This window comes from Pseudomonas sp. UV AK001 (assembly GCF_046097675.1).
Lineage (GTDB): Bacteria > Pseudomonadota > Gammaproteobacteria > Pseudomonadales > Pseudomonadaceae > Aquipseudomonas > Aquipseudomonas kribbensis.
The window spans coordinates 334,273-351,941 of the sequence record NZ_JBJUVZ010000006.1; the positions used below are offsets into that span (position 1 = coordinate 334,273).

The window sequence follows — 17,669 nt, forward strand, 5'->3', positions numbered from 1 at the left end:
GATCCATTGTGGGAGCGAGCTTGCTCGCGAAGACGATGTAACATTCGGCATTGATGTTGACTGTTGCACCACTTTCGCGAGCAAGCTCGCTCCCACATTGGTTTTGGGTGATGAGTAAACCGCGTTTCCCTCAACGAGAAGTCCATGTCTCAAACGCCTCCCGCCCAACCCGCCTACGTCCTCCACTCCCGCGCCTACCGCGAAACCAGCGCCTTGGTGGACTTCCTCACGCCGCAAGGTCGGCTGCGGGCGGTGTTGCGCAGCGCGCGGGGCAAGGCCGGGACACTGGCGCGGCCATTCGTGCCGCTGGAAGTGGAGTTTCGGGGCAAGGGTGAGTTGAAGAACGTCGGTCGCATGGAAAGCGTCGGTAACGCGACATGGATGATCGGCGAGGCGCTGTTCAGCGGTCTCTATCTCAACGAGTTGCTGATCCGCCTGCTGCCGGCCGAAGATCCGCATCCCGCAGTGTTCGATCATTACGCCGCCACGCTGCTGGCCCTCGCCGAAGGCCGGCCACTGGAACCCCTGCTGCGCTCCTTCGAATGGCGCCTGCTCGACGACCTCGGTTATGGCTTCTCCCTGAACACCGACATCAACGACGAGCCCATCGCCGCGGATGGCCTCTATCGCCTGCAGGTGGACGCCGGACTCGAGCGGGTCTACCTGCTGCAACCCGGCCTGTTCAATGGCACCGAGCTGCTGGCCATGGCCGAAGCCGACTGGTCAGCCCCCGGCGCGTTGTCCGCCGCCAAACGCTTGATGCGTCAGGCATTGGCCGTGCATCTGGGCGGTCGTCCTCTCGTGAGCCGCGAGCTGTTTCGCAAACCGTAGCCCCGTGTATGCTGTGCGCCGAATCTTTCCCTTCAGGAGCGCATCCGTGACCACCAGCAATCGCATTCTTCTTGGCGTGAACATCGACCACGTCGCCACCCTGCGTCAGGCTCGGGGCACACGCTATCCGGATCCGGTCAAGGCTGCGCTGGACGCGGAAGAGGCGGGCGCCGACGGCATCACCGTGCACCTGCGCGAGGACCGTCGCCACATTCAGGAGCGCGACGTGCTGCTGCTCAAGGATGTGTTGCAAACCCGCATGAACTTCGAAATGGGCGTCACCGAAGAAATGATGGCGTTCGCCGAGCGCATCCGTCCGGCGCACATTTGCCTGGTGCCGGAAACCCGTCAGGAGTTGACCACCGAGGGCGGTCTGGACGTGGCGGGGCAGGAAGAACGCATCAAGGCGGCGGTGGAGCGTCTGTCGAAGATCGGCAGCGAAGTGTCGCTGTTCATCGACGCTGACGAGCGGCAGATCGCTGCCTCGAAACGGGTCGGCGCTCCAGCTATCGAGCTGCACACCGGGCGTTACGCCGATGCCGAAACGCCGACAGAAGTGGCTGAAGAGCTCAAGCGTGTGGCGGATGGCGTGGCATTCGGTCTGGCCCAGGGCCTGATCGTCAATGCCGGTCACGGTTTGCACTATCACAACGTTGAAGCCGTGGCGGCGATCAAGGGCATCAATGAACTGAACATCGGTCACGCGCTGGTGGCGCATGCGTTGTTCGTCGGCTTCAAGTCGGCGGTTTCGGAGATGAAGGCGTTGATTCTGGCGGCCGCCAAACACTAAGCCTCAACACAGACACTGTGGGAGCCTGCTCCCACAGTGTTTATCAGAGCGGCGGGTTTTCCTGCGCCGGTTTGGACTTGTCGATCCCCGGCACATGCAGATTGCCTTCGGCGACCTGATCGCCCTCAAGCTGCGGCTGGGTCACCCAGGTCAGGATGTCGTAGTAGCGACGGATGTTTGCTACGAAATGCACCGGTTCGCCGCCACGGGCGTAGCCATAGCGGGTCTTGCTGTACCACTGCTTCTGCGACAGTCGTGGCAGCATCTTCTTCACATCCAGCCACTTGTCCGGATTCAGGCCTTCCCGAGACGCCAATTTGCGCGCGTCATCCAGGTGGCCGCTGCCGACGTTGTAGGCAGCCAGTGCAAACCACGTACGATCCGGCTCCTGGATCGAGTCATCCAGTTGATCCTTCATGTACGCCAGATACTTCGCGCCGCCCATGATGCTCTGCTTCGGATCGAGGCGGTTGGACACGCCCATGGCCTGCGCAGTGTTCTGGGTCAGCATCATCAGGCCGCGCACGCCGGTCTTCGAAGTGACGGCCGGTTGCCACAGCGATTCCTGATAACCGATGGCCGCGAGCAGGCGCCAGTCGACTTTCTCTTTCTTGGCGTAGGTCTTGAAGTGCTGTTCGTACTTGGGCAGGCGCTGCTGCAAATGCTGGGCGAAGGTCGTGGCGCCCATGTAGCCGAGGACATCGACGTGGCCGTAGTAGCGGTCCTTCAGACGTTGCAGGGTGCCGTTCTTCTGCACCTTGTCCAGATAACTGTTGATCTCGTTGAGCAGGCTGTTGTCTTCACCGGCGGCCACCGCCCAGCTCTGGCTGCGTGCATCGCCGAGGTCGAAGGCGACGCGGATATTGGTGAAGTACACCTGGTTCATTGCCACTTCGTTGGAATCGACCAGGGTCAGGTCGATCTGGCCTTCATCGACCATGCGCAACAGGTCGACCACTTCGACGGCGTCGGATTCTTCGTATTCGATCCCGGGATATTTCTGTTTCAGCTCGGCAAGCTGGTCGGCGTGGGTGCTGCCCTTGAGCACCATGATCTTCTTGCCGACCAGTTCACTGGCATCGGTCGGCCGGGACTGGCCGTTGCGATAGATGATCTGCGGGGTGACTTCGAGGTAGGAATGGGAGAACCGCACCTGCTTCTTGCGCTGATCGCTGCTGACCAGGCCGGCGGCGGCCAGCACCGGGCCATTGGGCTTGCCGATCTGGTCGAACAGGTCGTCGAGGTTGTCGGCGGTCTCGATCTTCAGTTCCACCCCCAAATCGTCGGCGAAGCGCTTCACCAGCTCGTATTCGAAGCCGGTCTCGCCGCTGCGATCCTGAAAGTAGGTGGCGGGGCTGTTACGGGTGATCACCCGCAGCACACCATCCTCCTTTACGCGCTCGAGTGTGTTGGGTTTATCAACACAGCCACTGAGCATCAGGAAGAGTCCGGTAGCGATCAGCCATTTGGCGTACCGCGGACGCAAAGCCGTTGGGGAAAACATGTGCGCAGTATACGCAAAGCGCAACGGGCGCCATATCTCGACAGTGGAGGGGTAGTCTGCTAGCGATTGAAAAAGCGCCCGCAACCCCGCAGGAATGGGGCCGGACAGCATTTTGTGACAGAAAAAATAAGCTGTTGTCCCGCAGGCTCCAAATCTGACTTCAGAGGCAGAAACACAGATTGAGGTCCGAGTGCAACCGTGCGTAGCGTTTCGGGTGATGTTGAGGTCGGTTTAGGCTAGAATGCACGGCCTCAAAGCACACCCCTTCCCGAGGCTGTCCCGAAGATGTTGATCCTGCGCGGCGCTCCTGCCCTTTCTGCCTTTCGCCACAGCAAACTCCTTGAGCAACTGAGCCAGAAGGTTCCAGCTGTCAGTGGCCTGTATGCTGAATTCGCTCACTTCGCCGAAGTCACCGGCGTCCTGACCGGCGACGAACAGCAGGTGCTTGCGCGCCTTCTGAAGTACGGTCCAAGCGTTCCGGTACAAGAGCCGACCGGTCGTCTGTTCCTGGTGTTGCCGCGTTTCGGCACCATCTCGCCATGGTCGAGCAAGGCCAGCGACATCGCCCGCAACTGCGGCCTGAGCAAGATCCAGCGTCTGGAGCGCGGCATCGCGTTCTATGTGGCCGGTCAGTTCAGCGACGCCCAGGCGCAGCAGATCGCCGACGTACTGCATGACCGCATGACCCAGATCGTTCTGGGCAACCTCGAACAGGCTGCCGGTCTGTTCAGCCACGCTGAGCCGAAGCCGCTGACCGCCATCGACATCCTCGGTGGCGGCCGCGCCGCGCTGGAGAAGGCCAACGTCGAGCTGGGCCTGGCCCTGGCCGAAGACGAGATCGACTACCTGGTCAATGCCTTCAACGGTCTCAAGCGCAACCCGCACGACATCGAACTGATGATGTTCGCCCAGGCCAACTCCGAGCACTGCCGCCACAAGATCTTCAACGCCAGTTGGGATATTGACGGCGAGAGCCAGGAAAAAAGCCTGTTCGGCATGATCAAGAACACCTATCAGATGCACAGCGAAGGCGTGCTGTCCGCTTACAAGGACAACGCTTCGGTGATCGTCGGCAACGTTGCCGGCCGCTTCTTCCCGGATCCGGAAACCCGCCAGTACGGCGCGGTGCAGGAGCCGGTGCATATCCTGATGAAGGTCGAAACCCACAACCACCCGACCGCGATCGCTCCGTTCCCGGGCGCGTCCACCGGTTCCGGTGGCGAGATCCGCGACGAAGGCGCAACCGGTCGTGGTGCCAAGCCGAAGGCCGGCCTGACCGGTTTCACCGTGTCGAACCTGCAGATCCCGGGCTTCGAACAGCCGTGGGAAGTGCCGTACGGCAAGCCTGAGCGCATCGTCAATGCGCTGGACATCATGATCGAAGGCCCGCTGGGCGGCGCAGCGTTCAACAACGAGTTCGGCCGTCCGGCCCTGACCGGTTACTTCCGTACTTTCGAACAGTCGATCACCACCCCGCACGGTGATGAAGTTCGTGGTTACCACAAGCCGATCATGCTGGCTGGCGGCATGGGCAACATCCGTGAAGAGCACGTCAAGAAAGGCGAGATCGTCGTCGGCTCCAAGCTGATCGTCCTCGGCGGCCCGGCGATGCTGATCGGTCTGGGCGGCGGCGCCGCTTCCTCCATGGCCACCGGCACCAGCTCGGCGGATCTGGACTTCGCTTCGGTTCAGCGTGAAAACCCTGAAATGGAACGTCGCTGCCAGGAAGTCATCGACCGTTGCTGGCAGCTGGGCGACAAGAACCCGATCAGTTTCATCCACGACGTGGGTGCGGGCGGTCTGTCCAACGCCTTCCCGGAACTGGTCAACGACGGCGACCGCGGTGGCCGTTTCGAACTGCGCAACATTCCAAACGACGAGCCGGGCATGGCCCCGCACGAAATCTGGTCCAACGAATCCCAGGAACGTTACGTTCTGGCGGTCGGCCCGGCCGACTTCGAGCGCTTCAAGGCGATCTGCGAACGTGAGCGTTGCCCGTTCGCCGTCGTCGGTGAAGCCACCGCCGAGCCGCAACTGACCGTGACCGACAGCCACTTCGGCAACAACCCGGTGGACATGCCACTGGAAGTGTTGCTGGGCAAGGCGCCGCGCATGCACCGTTCGGTGGTTCGCGAAGCCGAGCTGGGCGATGACTTCGATCCGTCGAACCTCGACATCGCCGATTCCATCGAGCGCGTCCTGCATCACCCGGCCGTGGCGAGCAAAAGCTTCCTGATCACCATCGGCGACCGCACCATCACCGGCCTCGTGGCCCGTGACCAGATGGTCGGCCCATGGCAGGTTCCGGTGGCCGACGTTGCCGTCACCGCCACCAGCTTCGACGTCTACACCGGTGAAGCGATGGCAATGGGCGAGCGCACTCCGCTGGCGCTGCTGGACGCTCCGGCGTCGGGCCGCATGGCCATCGGCGAAACCCTGACCAACATTGCCGCCTCGCGCATCAACAAGCTCTCCGACATCAAACTGTCGGCGAACTGGATGTCCGCTGCCGGCCACCCGGGCGAAGATGCGCGTCTGTACGACACCGTGAAAGCGGTCGGCATGGAACTGTGCCCCGAGCTGGGCCTGACCATTCCGGTGGGCAAGGACTCCATGTCCATGGCCACCCGCTGGAACGACAACGGCGAAGACAAGACCGTTACTTCGCCGATGTCCCTGATCGTGACCGGTTTCGCGCCAGTGGCTGACATCCGTCAGACCCTGACTCCGGAACTGCGCATGGACAAGGGCACCACCGACCTGATCCTGATCGACCTCGGTCGCGGCCAGAACCGCATGGGCGCCTCGATCCTCGCGCAGGTTCACGGCAAGCTCGGCAAGCAGGCTCCGGACGTCGACGATGCCGAAGACCTGAAAGCGTTCTTCGCCGTGATCCAGGGCCTCAACGCCGACGGTCACCTGCTGGCGTACCACGACCGTTCCGACGGTGGTCTGCTGACCTCCGTGGTGGAAATGGCCTTTGCCGGCCACTGCGGCCTGAGCCTGAACCTCGACAGCGTTGCGGAAAACGCCGCTGAAATCGCCGCCATCCTGTTCAACGAAGAACTGGGTGCGGTGATCCAGGTTCGCCAGGACGCCACGCCGGACATCCTCGCGCAATTCAGCGCGGCCGGTCTGGGCGACTGCGTTTCCGTGATCGGTCAGCCGATCAACAACGGCCAGATCAACATCACCTTCAACGGTGACACCGTGTTCGAAGGCCAGCGTCGTCTGCTGCAGCGTCAGTGGGCCGAGACCAGCTACCAGATCCAGCGTTTGCGCGACAACGCCGACTGTGCTCAGCAGGAATTCGACGTCCTGCTGGAAGAAGACAATCCGGGCCTGAGCGTCAAGCTGAGCTACGACGTCAACCAGGACATCGCCGCGCCTTACATCAAGAAAGGCATCCGCCCTCAGGTTGCCGTGCTGCGTGAGCAGGGCGTCAACGGTCAGGTGGAAATGGCGGCCGCGTTCGACCGCGCCGGTTTCAACGCGATCGACGTGCACATGAGCGACATTCTGGCCGGCCGTGTCGACTTGAACGAGTTCAAAGGTCTGGTGGCCTGCGGTGGTTTCTCCTACGGCGACGTACTCGGCGCCGGTGAAGGCTGGGCCAAGTCCGCACTGTTCAACAGCCGTGCCCGCGATGCGTTCCAGGGCTTCTTCGAGCGTAACGACAGCTTCACCCTCGGCGTGTGCAACGGTTGCCAGATGATGTCCAACCTGCACGAGCTGATCCCGGGCAGCGAGTTCTGGCCGCACTTCGTGCGCAACCGCTCCGAGCAGTTCGAAGCGCGCGTGGCGATGGTTCAGGTTCAGGAATCGAACTCGATCTTCCTGCAGGGCATGGCCGGTTCGCGCATGCCGATCGCCATCGCTCACGGTGAAGGCCATGCCGAATTCGAAAGCGAAGAGGCACTGCTCGAAGCCGATCTGTCCGGTTGCGTGGCGATGCGTTTCGTCGACAACCACGGCAAGGTCACCGAAGCCTACCCGGCCAACCCGAACGGTTCGCCGCGCGGGATCACCGGCCTCACCAGCCGCGATGGTCGCGTAACGATCATGATGCCGCACCCGGAGCGTGTGTTCCGCGCCGTGCAGAACTCGTGGCGTTCGGAAGACTGGAACGAAGACGCTCCGTGGATGCGCATGTTCCGTAATGCTCGTGTGTGGGTGAACTAAGCGCTGTGTACAAGCTCGCTTTTTTTGTTCCCGACAGTCATGTCGATGTGGTCAAGGATGCTGTGTTCGCTGCGGGTGGTGGGCGGATCGGTGACTATGACCACTGTGCGTGGCAGGTGCTTGGTCTGGGCCAGTTTCGACCTCTGGACGGCAGTCAGCCGTTCATTGGTGAGGCGGGGCGGGTTGAGCGGGTCGAGGAGTGGAAGGTTGAGCTTGTCGTTGGCGATGAGTTGATTCGTGGGGTGGTGGGGGCTTTGAAGGCCAGCCATCCTTACGAGACGCCGGCTTATGAGGTTTGGCGGTTGGAGGATTTTTGATCTTCCTTGGCTGCTGAAACGGGAAACCCGCTGAGAGTGATTTCAGCGGGTTTTTTGTTGTTCGGGGTTTGGGTTGGGTGAATATCCGTTTCTTCGGGTGTTGCGGCTTATGGTTCCGCCCTTACGGCGGGTCACTTTTGACAAACGCCTCAAAAGTAACCAAAAAGGCTTGCCCCTGCGTTCGGCGCCTCGCTGTGGCTCGGCGTTCCTTCGCTCCGGGATTCATCCGGGGGCATCGCCTACGGTTTGCTTCGCTGCACCTCCTCTCGATGCATGCGGCTTCGCCGCACGGTCGCTGCGCTCCCACCCCCGGATAAATCCCTCCACTCAGCCTTCCGATGGGGCCAAAAGATCAAAAGCTTTACTCGAGCTAACGCTCATCGTGTTGAGTGGTGGAGAGCAAAAGCACAAGCAGGAGCAGCAGAGCTCGAGTTGCATGCGTTCTAAAACCCGAGTTCACCTCGGTATTTCACGTCGGCGTACCTCTCCAAAACAACTCGGTCAGTCCCCTCTCCCTCCGGGAGAGGGTTAGGGTGAGGGGGGATTCTGAATTCGTACAACGATGCGTCAAATCACCTCTCACCCAGCGATTCAGTGGTCGCCCTATACCTTCGCACTCACCTCACTCCGATTGACCAACCCCTCCAGCGCCGCACTCAAACTCTGCGCCCGATCCCCCACCAGCAAGTGCCACACGCCATCTTCCAGCGCGCTCACACCCAAACATCCAAGCTCTTTCAATCGGCTTTCCGAGAGCACCTTGCTATCCGCCAGTTGCAGGCGAATCCGGCTCATGGCGATGCAGTCGAGTTGCAGCACGTTGTCGCTGCCACCCAGAGCGCTCAGCCATTGCTGTGCCAGCGGTGTGGCGACTGCAATCGGTTCGCTGGTTTCGATGACCGCAACAGGTGTAGCCACTACGGCACGGCCCAATGCGGGCATCGCCAGTCGAATCTCATCGGCAATGCTGTCGGCCATCGGCCCGACGACCACTTGCAAACTCCCACCTTTGCCCGGGCGCACAACAGCCATCGCGCCCAGTGCTTTCAAATCGGCATCCGACGCCTTGTTGCGGTCGACCATTTCCAGTCGCAGCCGCGTGGTGCACGCGCCGACAGTCACCAGATTTTCCGCGCCGCCGAGTGCCTTGATGTACGCGCTGGCGCGTTCGTTTTCCGTCAGGACCGCTTTATCGGCGGTGGCGACGTCTTCACGTCCCGGCGTTTTCAGGTTGAAGCGGCGGATGCAGAAATCAAACACCGCGTAATAAATGACCGCATAAGCCAGGCCCACCGGTACCATCAGCCAGCCATTGGTGGACTTGCCCCAGCCGAGCACCATGTCGATGAAACCACCGGAGAAGGTAAAGCCCAGATGAATGTTCAGTGCGTTGGTGATCGCCATCGACAGCCCGGTCAGCAGCGCATGCACCAGATACAGCAGCGGTGCGAGGAACATGAAGGCGAATTCGATCGGCTCGGTGACGCCGGTCAGGAACGAGGTCAGGGCCATCGACAGGAAGATCCCGCCCATCACCTTGCGGCGTTCCGGCAGGGCGTTGCGGTACATGGCCAGGCACGCGGCGGGGAGGCCGAAGATCATCATCGGGAACATGCCGGTCATGAACTGGCCGCCCTTCGGATCACCGGCGAAGTAGCGCGACAGATCGCCTGTCACCAGCGCACCCGTGGTTGGGTCGGTGAAGTTGCCGAACACGAACCACGCCATGTTGTTGAGGATGTGGTGCAGGCCGGTGACGATCAGCAGGCGGTTGAATACGCCGAAGACGAAGGCGCCGAAGCTGCCGCTTTCCATCATCAGGCTGCCGAAGCTGTTTATGCCGTGCTGGATCGGCGGCCAGATGTAACCGAACACCACGCCCAGGCCCACCGCTGCAAAACCGGTGACAATCGGTACGAAACGCCGACCGCCGAAGAACGCCAGATATTCCGGCAACTTGATGTCCTTGAAGCGGTTGTACAGCGCGCCGGCCATCAGGCCGCTGACGATCCCGGCGAGCATGCCCATGTTGATGCTCGCGTCGAGCACCTTGAGCGTGGAGATCATCACCAGGTAACCGATCACCCCGGCGAGGCCGGCGGTGCCGTTGTTGTCCTTGGCGAACCCGACCGCGATGCCGATGGCGAAGATCATTGCCAGGTTGGCGAAGATCACCTGACCGGCATCGTGGATGATCGCGATGTTCAAGAGGTCAGTGTCGCCCAGGCGCAGCAGCAGGCCGGCGATCGGCAGGATCGCGATCGGCAGCATCAGCGCGCGGCCCAGGCGTTGCAGGCCTTCGATGAAGAGTTGGTACATGGCGGTCGTCCTTTTTGTTGTTGTTAGCGCAGAGGCCAATGTTGATGACAGGCATGACGCACCGCGGCGGCGCTGCTCAGCTTGAGCAGGTCCCGGGCGAGGCGTTGGCATTCGGCTTCGTGCAGCTGGCGCACACGATCCTTGATTTCGCCGATCTGTACCGGGCTCACCGACAGTTCGGTCACGCCCAGGCCGATCAGTACGGGGGTTGCCAGCGGATCCGAGGCGAGGGCGCCGCACACGCCGACCCAACGCTTGTGCACCGCCGCGCCTTCACAGGTCATGGCGATCAAGCGCAGTAGCGCCGGGTGCAGGGCATCGACCCGCGCGGCGAGGCCGGCGTGGTCGCGGTCCATGGCCAGGGTGTATTGCGACAGGTCGTTGGTGCCGATGGACAGGAAGTCCGCGTGTTCGGCCAGTTGTTCGGCCTGCAATGCAGCGGCCGGGACTTCGATCATCACGCCGATTTCCGGACGTTGATTGATGCCCAGTTCCAGGCACAGCGCATCGACCCGCTGGCGGATGTGCAGCAGTTCGTCGACTTCGGTGACCATCGGCAACAGGATCCGGCAGCGCTGCAACGGGCTGACTTGCAGCAGGGCGCGCAGTTGCTGATCGAGGATTTCCGGACGGGCCTGGGCCAGGCGAATACCGCGCAAACCGAGCACCGGGTTGGCTTCGACCGGCAGCGGCAGATAGTCGAGTTGTTTGTCGCCACCGACGTCGATTGTGCGGATGATCACCGATTTGTCGCCCATGGCATCGATCACCGCTTGATAGGCGGCGCGCTGCTCTTCGACGTCCGGAGCGGTGTGGCGATCAACGAACAGGAACTCGGTGCGCAGCAGGCCGACGCCATCGGCGCCGTTGGCAAACGCATCCGCCGCTTCATGGCTGGAGGCGACGTTGGCGACCACTTCGATGGCCACGCCGTTGCGGGTTTCGGCCGGCAGATGGGCTTTGGCTTGCTGGGCATCGCGACGTTGCTGACGGTCGATTTGCGCTTGCTGGACTTCGGCCAGACGCTCGGCATTCGGCGCCAGTTCGAGGCGCCCGCCATCGGCGTCGAGCACCACCGATTGGCCTTGCGTTTGATCAAGCAGCGCCGAGCCCAGTGCGACCATGCATGGCAAGCCTTTGCCCCGGGCCAGAATCGCCACGTGGGAAGTCGCGCCGCCTTCGGCCATGCACAAGCCGGCGACACCTTGCGCGCTCAGTTGCAGCAGGTCCGACGGCGTCAGTTCGTGAGCGGCGACGATGGCACCGGCCGGCACTTCGTAATGCCAGGCTTCACCAAGCAGGGCGCGCAGCACCCGTTGTTTCAAATCGCGCAGATCGTTGGCGCGCTCGGCGAGCAACGGGCTGCCGGTGTTTTGCAGCACTTCGCATTGCGTATCGATGGATTGGCTCCAGGCGTGAGTCGCCGCAGTGCCGGTTTCAATCGATTGCTGCGCAGCGTCGAGCAGGGCCGGGTCTTCCAGCAGCGCCAGGTGCGCGGCGAAGATTGCTTCTTCGTCGGCATTGCGGTGTTTTTTCGCTTGGGCGAGGGTGCCGTTGATTTCGCTGCGGACCTGGTTCAGCGCGGTGTCGAGGATCTGTAATTGTTGCTCGGGCTGATGATTGCCGGCGTCCGTCGGCAGGCTGATCGCGTTCAGGCGAAACAGCGGCCCGCCGACCAGACCCGGTGCAGCGCACACGCCGTGCAACACGCCGGCCTCGGCCGGGCGATTGCGCGGCGCGGCAGCAACCGGTGCAGCGGCGTGATGATCCTCCGGCAGGGCGGTGGCCAGTGCAGTGAGCAAGGCTTGCAGCGCCGCTTGCGCGTCGGAACCCTGGCAACTGACTTGCACTTCGTCCTGTTCGCCAATCGCCAGGCCCATCAAACCGATGAGGCTGTTGCACGGCGCCGATTTGCCGGCGAAATGCAGCTGCGACTGGCTCTTGAAGCCTTGCGCAGTCTGGCGGATCAACGCCGCCGGACGCGCATGCAGACCGCCACGATGAGCGACCCGCACATGACCGTGAACTTCAGGGCCACCGGATTCTTCCGCGTTCGCCGCCGTGCCGTGTCGGGCGACGATGTGCAACAGCGGCTCGCCGACCTTCACCGTTTTCAGAGTGATGGGACGCGCCTGGAAATCCTGGCTGTTGGTCAGGATCAACAGGCTGACCAGGCTTTTGCACTGACGGCCGACCTTGTCCAGGTCATAGCGCAGCAATGGCTGGCCACTGCTGACCCGAGTGCCTTCCTTGACCAGCATCGAGAAACCTTCGCCCTGCAACTCGACGGTGTCGAGCCCCAGGTGCAGGAGGATTTCCGCGCCGTTGTCGGCACGCACGGTCAGCGCATGGCCGGTGCGGGCAACGTGGATCACCACCCCGGCGCAGGGCGAATACAAGGTGTCGTTCAGCGGATCGATGGCAATGCCGTCGCCCATCGCGCCGCTGGCGAACACCGCGTCCGGAACTTTGGCGAGCGTGAGCACCGGGCCGCTGAGCGGGGCGCTTAAAGTCAGCTCTTTATTGTTGTTGTGCATGGCTCGGTCTCATCAGGAAAACGTTCGGTTCGGACTCAGTGCGTACGGGTGACTTTGCTCAGGTGACGCGGCTGATCCGGGTCCATGCCTCGGGCCACGGCCAGGTTGGCGGCCATCACGTAGAAACTCTGGATCGCCAGGATCGGATCGAGCGCCGGGTGTTCGGCACGGCTCAGGGTCAGGTCGCGTTCGAGCACATCATCCGGCGCCGCCAGCAGTACACGGGCACCACGCTGACGCATTTCCGCCGCCAGACTCAGCAGGCCGGCCTGCTCGGCACCGCGCGGGGCGAACACCAGCAAAGGGTAGTTTTCGTCGATCAGCGCCATCGGGCCGTGACGGACTTCGGCGCTACTGAAGGCTTCGGCCTGGATCGCCGAGGTTTCCTTGAATTTCAGCGCGGCTTCCTGGGCGATGGCAAAACCGGCGCCACGGCCGATTACCATCAGGCGTTCGCAATCGCGCAGGGCGTCGATGGCCGGGTTCCAGTCCTGTTGCGCGGCGTCGCGCAAGCCTTCGGGCAGGGCGTTGTGTGCCTCCAGCAACTCGCTGTCTTCTTTCCAGTGGGCGATCAGGCGGGCGCTGGCGCTGAGGGTGGCGATAAAGCTTTTGGTCGCGGCGACGCTGCTTTCAGTGCCGGCCAGCAGCGGCAGGCTGAATTCGCACGCGGCCTCCAGCGGCGAATCAGAGGCGTTGACCATCGACACGCTCAGGGCACCGCGCTTGCGCAGCAGACGCAGGCTGTTGACCAGGTCCGGGCTCTGCCCCGACTGGGAAAACGCGAACGCGACCTGACCGCTGACCTTCAACGGCGCCTGCTGCATGGTCACCACCGACATCGGCAGCGACGCCACCGGAATCCCCAGTTGCTGCATGGTCAGGTAGGCGAAGTAGCTCGCTGCATGGTCGGAGCTGCCACGGGCGACGGTCATCGCCACTTGCGGCGGCTGACGACGCAGGCGCCCGGCGATCTCGATCATCGAGCCATCGAGCTGTTGCAATTGGGCTTGCACGGCCTCGAACGAGGACAGCGCCTCCTCAAGCATTTTTGAAGTCAATGTCTTCTCCTTCGACCATGACGGCGGTCAGTGTGAGTGAGCGATCCAGCCGCACGCAGTCGGCCCAGGCGCCGGGTTGCAGGCGCCCGCGTTCGGTGATGCCGAGGTAGTCGGCGGGGAATTGCGAAAGACGTTGCGAGGCCTCGGCGATCGGCAGACCGATCTTCACCAGATTGCGCAGTGCCTGATCCATGGTCAGGGTGCTGCCGGCCAGCGTGCCGTCCGGCAGGCGCACGCCGCCCAGGCATTTGGTGACGGTGTGGCTGCCGAGCTTGTACTCGCCGTCGGGCATGCCGGCGGCGGCGGTCGAATCGGTGACGCAATACAGGCACGGAATCGAGCGCAGGGCCACGCGGATTGCGCCGGGGTGCACGTGCAGCAAGTCCGGGATCAGTTCAGCGAACTTGGCGTGGGCCAGTGCCGCGCCGACGATGCCCGGTTCGCGGTGATGCAGCGGGCTCATGGCGTTGTACAAATGGGTGAAACTGGTAGCGCCGGCTTCGAGGGCGGCGACACCTTCCTCGTAACTGCCGAGGGTGTGGCCGATCTGCATGCGAATGCCACGGCGGCTCAGTTCACGAATCAAACCGTCGTGACCGGCGATTTCCGGGGCGATGGTGATCACCCGGATCGGCGCCAGTGCCAGATACTCTTCGACTTCGGCCATCAACGCGGTGTGGGCGAAGTTCGGTTGCGCGCCGAGTTTGCCGGGATTGATGTACGGGCCTTCGAGGTGAACGCCGAGGACCCGGGCGGCACCTTTCGGACGCTGCTCGCAGAATTCGCCGACATCCTTGAGCACGCTGGCGATCTCGGCACTCGGCGCGGTCATCGTGGTAGCGAGCAGCGAGGTGGTGCCGAAGCGTACGTGGGTTCGGGTGATGGTCTCGAAGGCGCTGGTGCCTTCCATGATGTCCTTGCCGCCACCGCCGTGGACGTGCAGGTCGATGAAACCCGGCAGCAGATAAGGCAGGTCGTTGTCCGCCGGATCGCAGGGCACGCCTTCGATGGACACGACTCTGCCGTGTTCGTGGATCAGCCGGCCGCGAATCCAGCCGTCAGCGGTGAGGATGTTGTCTTCGGACATTTCGCTTCTCTCGTTTGGCCTGGCTGCCGGTCAGCGGCGCAGCTCTGCAACAAAGTCGTAGTAGTCGTTGCGGCAATAGGTGTCGGTGACTTCGATCGGCGTGTTGTCTTCCAGATAGCCGACCCGGGTCATCAGCAGCATTGCGGTGCCGGGGGCGATGCCGACCAGTGCGGCGAACTCGTCCGAGGCGTTGACTGCCTGGATGTGCTGCAAGGCGCGCACGATGGGTTTGCCGATGCTGTCGAGGTGTTCGTAGAGCGAATCGCCCACCACTTGCGGCTTGGGCATGATCGAGGCGGGCAGGGTGCTCATCTCGATGGCCATCACGGTGTCGTCCGCTTTGCGCAGGCGTTTCATGCGCGCAACCTTGTCGTTCGGCGACAGGCCGAGGCGGATCAATTCTTCGTGGGTGGGCAGGGTGATTTCACGCTCGAGCCATTGCGAGCTGGGCACGAAGCCCTTGAGGCGCAGCATCTCGCTGAAACCCGACAGGCGCGACAGCGGTTGTTCAAGGCGTGGGGTGATGAAGGTGCCGGAGCCTTGCAGGCGGCGGATCAAACCTTGATCGAGCAGGACTTCCAGCGCCTTGCGCGCGGTGACCCGGGAAATCCCCAGCATTTCGCTGAGATTGCGCTCCGACGGCATCGCCTGTTCGGCTTTCCACTGGCCGGCATGAATCGCCGCTTCCAGGTTGCGCGCCAGTTGCAGGTACAGCGGCGTCGGCTGGGAGTCATCTGGGTGTAGGGCGTGGAGGTCGTTCATGTAAGGCATTTCCGGCGTTGATATAGGATTGTTGTCGCTCGGTATTTCGGCGAAAACTAATACCACTTGCATACCATGTCAACGCGTCGGAAAGGCCTGTAGTCCTTTGGATTTGGGTGTTTCAGGGTGGGTGGTTTCAAGTGGTATTAGAGGTGGGGGGGGGAAAGCAAAAGATCGCAGTCTGCGGCAGTTCCGGCGGGTGAAAGTGGTATCACCGTTCAGGCGTTGCCGCAGGCTGCGATCTTTTGTATTTATTTTTTTGCGGGCGACCAATGGTGAGGGGAAAGGGCCGCTTCGCGGCCCGGAGAAAGCAGGTGCCCTGGTGACAGAATCAGGGGCGGATTTCGATCATCGTGCCGTCCGGCACCAGGTTCCAGACTTCGCGCATGTCGACGTTGCGCATGGCGATGCAACCGTCGGTCCAGTCCAGGGTGTGGAACAGGTTTTCCGGGTTCTCTGCGGAATCCGGCGTGCCGTGGATCATGATCATGCCGCCGGGCTCGACGCCTTCGCGGCGGGCGCGGGCGGAGTCGCTGATGTTCGGGTAGGAGATGTGCATCGACAGGTTGAATTTGTCGCTGGTCTTGCGCCAGTCGATCCAATAGAAACCTTCCGGTGTGCGTTTATCGCCTTCAATCAGTTTCGGACCTTTCTTCGCGCCCTTGCCCAGGGAAATGCGATAGCTCTTGAGCGGTTTGCCGTCGGCGATCAACTGCAGTTGATGAGCCGATTTGAGCACCAGTATTTTTTCGATGAGCGGGGTGTTCGAAGGCGTCACGGTGGTCACGAACGACGCTTGGGAGACGGTGGCGAACGACAGGCAAAACAGGGCAAGCAACCAGCGCATTGAAACGATTCCCCAGAAGGTGATGCAGATAATTTATTTATAGATCTTATGCAGGCGCTGTCGCGGCTGCGCACGCGGGTTATCGGCCGGCTGGCGCTGAAATCAAGTGATGGCCGGCTGAGCGAGCGGCGGAATCGATTCCGAGCGCACGGGGTAAGTCTCGGCGCGGCGGTCAGCGAAGAAGCATTCTAAGGTACGGCCCACCGTGCGGAAAGCCAGCTCGTCCCATGGAATCTGCGCTTCGTCGAACAGTTGCACTTCGAGGCTTTCGGGGCCGGCGGAAAAATCCAGGTCTGCGAGCTCGGCGCGAAAGAACACGTGCACCTGACTGATGTGCGGCACGTCGATCAGGGTGTAGATGCTCAGGTTGCGTACCCGGGCGCAGGCTTCTTCGGCGGTTTCGCGGATGGCGGCCTGCTCGATGGTCTCGCCGTTCTCCATGAAGCCCGCGGGCAGCGTCCAGTAACCGAGACGCGGCTCGATGGCGCGGCGGCAGAGCAGGACTTTGCTGCCCCAGGTCGCTACACAGCCGGCCACGATATTGGGGTTCTGGTAGTGAATGGTCTGACAGCTGTCGCAGACAAATCGCAGCCGCGAGTCGCCTTCGGGAATGCGCTGGGTCACCGGGTTGCCGCACTGGCTGCAAAATTTCATGCTGGGGTTCCTGAATGCTGCGCCTATCTTGGCGTGCAGCGGTGGCAGTCGGCAAGTTGTCGTTTCGCGACATGACCCCTGTTCAGGGCTTGGGCGGTCGCATTGATTGGTGCATGATGCAGGGCAAGGCACAGATCGAGAACACTTATGCTGGACGAGCTACTGCACCGGGTAAGCAATCACACGCCGCGCACGCTGGAGACCGACACGCGTTTCCCCGAGGCCGCCGTCCTGGTGCCGATTACTCGCAGTGACGAACCCGAGCTTGTCCTCACTCTGCGCGCCAGCGGGCTCTCGACCCATGGTGGCGAAGTAGCCTTCCCGGGCGGACGGCGGGATCCGGAAGACCCGGACCTGATCTTCACCGCGCTGCGTGAAGCCGAAGAGGAAATCGGCCTGCCGCCGGGACTGGTCGAAGTGATCGGTCCGCTCAGCCCGCTGATTTCCCTGCATGGCATCAAGGTCACGCCGTATGTCGGGGTGATTCCTGATTTTGTCGAATACCAGGCCAATGATGCCGAGATCGCTGCGGTGTTCAGTGTGCCGCTGGAGTTCTTCCGCAAGGATCCGCGTGAACACACCCACCGCATCGACTATCAGGGCCGCAGTTGGTATGTGCCGAGCTATCGTTACGGCGAATACAAGATCTGGGGGCTGACGGCGATCATGATCGTCGAGTTGATCAACCTGCTCTATGACGCCAAAATCAGCCTGCATCGACCGCCAAAAAGCTTTATCAATACCTGAAGCCATCGTTCGAATGGTCAGCCATCGTGAGCCC

Annotated in this window: 13 protein-coding genes; 5 read left to right on the top strand and 8 right to left on the bottom strand. The window is 62.1% G+C overall.

All coding sequences use genetic code 11. The features are described 5' to 3' along the window. Positions 1-144 precede the first annotated feature (144 nt). Positions 145-831, top strand: a complete 687-nt coding sequence (gene recO, locus ACKLNA_RS18710; RefSeq protein WP_408986702.1) for a DNA repair protein RecO — start codon at positions 145-147, stop codon at positions 829-831. 46 nt (positions 832-877) lie between these two features. Beyond that, a complete protein-coding gene (gene pdxJ / locus ACKLNA_RS18715) occupies positions 878-1,621 on the top strand; it encodes a pyridoxine 5'-phosphate synthase (protein ID WP_038357694.1) in 744 nt (247 codons plus the stop codon). A gap of 43 nt (positions 1,622-1,664) precedes the next feature. On the opposite strand, the gene mltF is transcribed toward pdxJ, so the two are convergent. Further along, positions 1,665-3,125 (bottom strand): membrane-bound lytic murein transglycosylase MltF, encoded by a 1,461-nt coding sequence (mltF, locus tag ACKLNA_RS18720; protein WP_305836762.1) that lies wholly within the window; start codon positions 3,123-3,125, stop codon positions 1,665-1,667. A gap of 285 nt (positions 3,126-3,410) precedes the next feature. Between mltF and purL the strand changes: the two genes are divergently transcribed. Both purL and ACKLNA_RS18730 read left to right on the top strand, forming a co-directional pair. After that, entirely contained in the window at positions 3,411-7,307 is a 3,897-nt protein-coding gene (gene purL, locus ACKLNA_RS18725) for a phosphoribosylformylglycinamidine synthase (protein WP_305836761.1), read from the top strand. 5 nt (positions 7,308-7,312) lie between these two features. Continuing rightward, positions 7,313-7,624, top strand: a complete 312-nt coding sequence (locus ACKLNA_RS18730; RefSeq protein WP_408986703.1) for an NGG1p interacting factor NIF3 — start codon at positions 7,313-7,315, stop codon at positions 7,622-7,624. A gap of 603 nt (positions 7,625-8,227) precedes the next feature. Here ACKLNA_RS18730 and nagE read toward each other — a convergent pair. The 7 genes from nagE to ACKLNA_RS18765 form a co-directional block, all read right to left on the bottom strand. Next, complete coding sequence (gene nagE, locus ACKLNA_RS18735) at positions 8,228-9,943, bottom strand: N-acetylglucosamine-specific PTS transporter subunit IIBC (RefSeq protein ID WP_408986704.1); 1,716 nt, start codon at positions 9,941-9,943, stop codon at positions 8,228-8,230. Positions 9,944-9,966: 23 nt separating this feature from the next. Beyond that, complete coding sequence (ptsP, locus tag ACKLNA_RS18740) at positions 9,967-12,480, bottom strand: phosphoenolpyruvate--protein phosphotransferase (protein ID WP_408986705.1); 2,514 nt, start codon at positions 12,478-12,480, stop codon at positions 9,967-9,969. Positions 12,481-12,515: 35 nt separating this feature from the next. Beyond that, positions 12,516-13,526: an SIS domain-containing protein gene (locus ACKLNA_RS18745; protein ID WP_408986732.1), complete on the bottom strand. Its 1,011-nt coding sequence runs from the start codon at positions 13,524-13,526 to the stop codon at positions 12,516-12,518. Next, complete coding sequence (gene nagA, locus ACKLNA_RS18750) at positions 13,519-14,625, bottom strand: N-acetylglucosamine-6-phosphate deacetylase (RefSeq protein WP_248744456.1); 1,107 nt, start codon at positions 14,623-14,625, stop codon at positions 13,519-13,521. Before nagA ends, ACKLNA_RS18745 begins: the two co-directional genes overlap by 8 nt. 30 nt (positions 14,626-14,655) lie before the next feature. Next, positions 14,656-15,387, bottom strand: a complete 732-nt coding sequence (locus ACKLNA_RS18755; protein WP_408986706.1) for a GntR family transcriptional regulator — start codon at positions 15,385-15,387, stop codon at positions 14,656-14,658. A gap of 331 nt (positions 15,388-15,718) precedes the next feature. Next, positions 15,719-16,234, bottom strand: coding sequence for a murein L,D-transpeptidase family protein (locus ACKLNA_RS18760; RefSeq protein ID WP_248738224.1), 516 nt, complete (start codon positions 16,232-16,234; stop codon positions 15,719-15,721). Positions 16,235-16,336: 102 nt separating this feature from the next. After that, positions 16,337-16,888: an NUDIX hydrolase gene (locus ACKLNA_RS18765; RefSeq protein WP_096819233.1), complete on the bottom strand. Its 552-nt coding sequence runs from the start codon at positions 16,886-16,888 to the stop codon at positions 16,337-16,339. Between the two features lie 147 nt (positions 16,889-17,035). Between ACKLNA_RS18765 and ACKLNA_RS18770 the strand changes: the two genes are divergently transcribed. Beyond that, a complete protein-coding gene (locus ACKLNA_RS18770) occupies positions 17,036-17,635 on the top strand; it encodes a CoA pyrophosphatase (protein WP_085711654.1) in 600 nt (199 codons plus the stop codon). The last annotated feature ends 34 nt before the right edge of the window (positions 17,636-17,669 follow it).

What these genes read in the sequence shown, in the direction of transcription:
- recO (WP_408986702.1), top strand. Translation starts at nt 145, where the DNA reads ATGTCTCAAACGCCTCCCGCCCAACCCGCCTACGTCCTCCACTCCCGC.
- mltF (WP_305836762.1), bottom strand. Translation starts at nt 3,125, where the DNA reads ATGTTTTCCCCAACGGCTTTGCGTCCGCGGTACGCCAAATGGCTGATC.
- purL (WP_305836761.1), top strand. Translation starts at nt 3,411, where the DNA reads ATGTTGATCCTGCGCGGCGCTCCTGCCCTTTCTGCCTTTCGCCACAGC.
- nagE (WP_408986704.1), bottom strand. Translation starts at nt 9,943, where the DNA reads ATGTACCAACTCTTCATCGAAGGCCTGCAACGCCTGGGCCGCGCGCTG.
- ptsP (WP_408986705.1), bottom strand. Translation starts at nt 12,480, where the DNA reads ATGCACAACAACAATAAAGAGCTGACTTTAAGCGCCCCGCTCAGCGGC.
- ACKLNA_RS18745 (WP_408986732.1), bottom strand. Translation starts at nt 13,526, where the DNA reads ATGCTTGAGGAGGCGCTGTCCTCGTTCGAGGCCGTGCAAGCCCAATTG.
- nagA (WP_248744456.1), bottom strand. Translation starts at nt 14,625, where the DNA reads ATGTCCGAAGACAACATCCTCACCGCTGACGGCTGGATTCGCGGCCGG.
- ACKLNA_RS18755 (WP_408986706.1), bottom strand. Translation starts at nt 15,387, where the DNA reads ATGAACGACCTCCACGCCCTACACCCAGATGACTCCCAGCCGACGCCG.
- ACKLNA_RS18760 (WP_248738224.1), bottom strand. Translation starts at nt 16,234, where the DNA reads ATGCGCTGGTTGCTTGCCCTGTTTTGCCTGTCGTTCGCCACCGTCTCC.
- ACKLNA_RS18765 (WP_096819233.1), bottom strand. Translation starts at nt 16,888, where the DNA reads ATGAAATTTTGCAGCCAGTGCGGCAACCCGGTGACCCAGCGCATTCCC.
- ACKLNA_RS18770 (WP_085711654.1), top strand. Translation starts at nt 17,036, where the DNA reads ATGCTGGACGAGCTACTGCACCGGGTAAGCAATCACACGCCGCGCACG.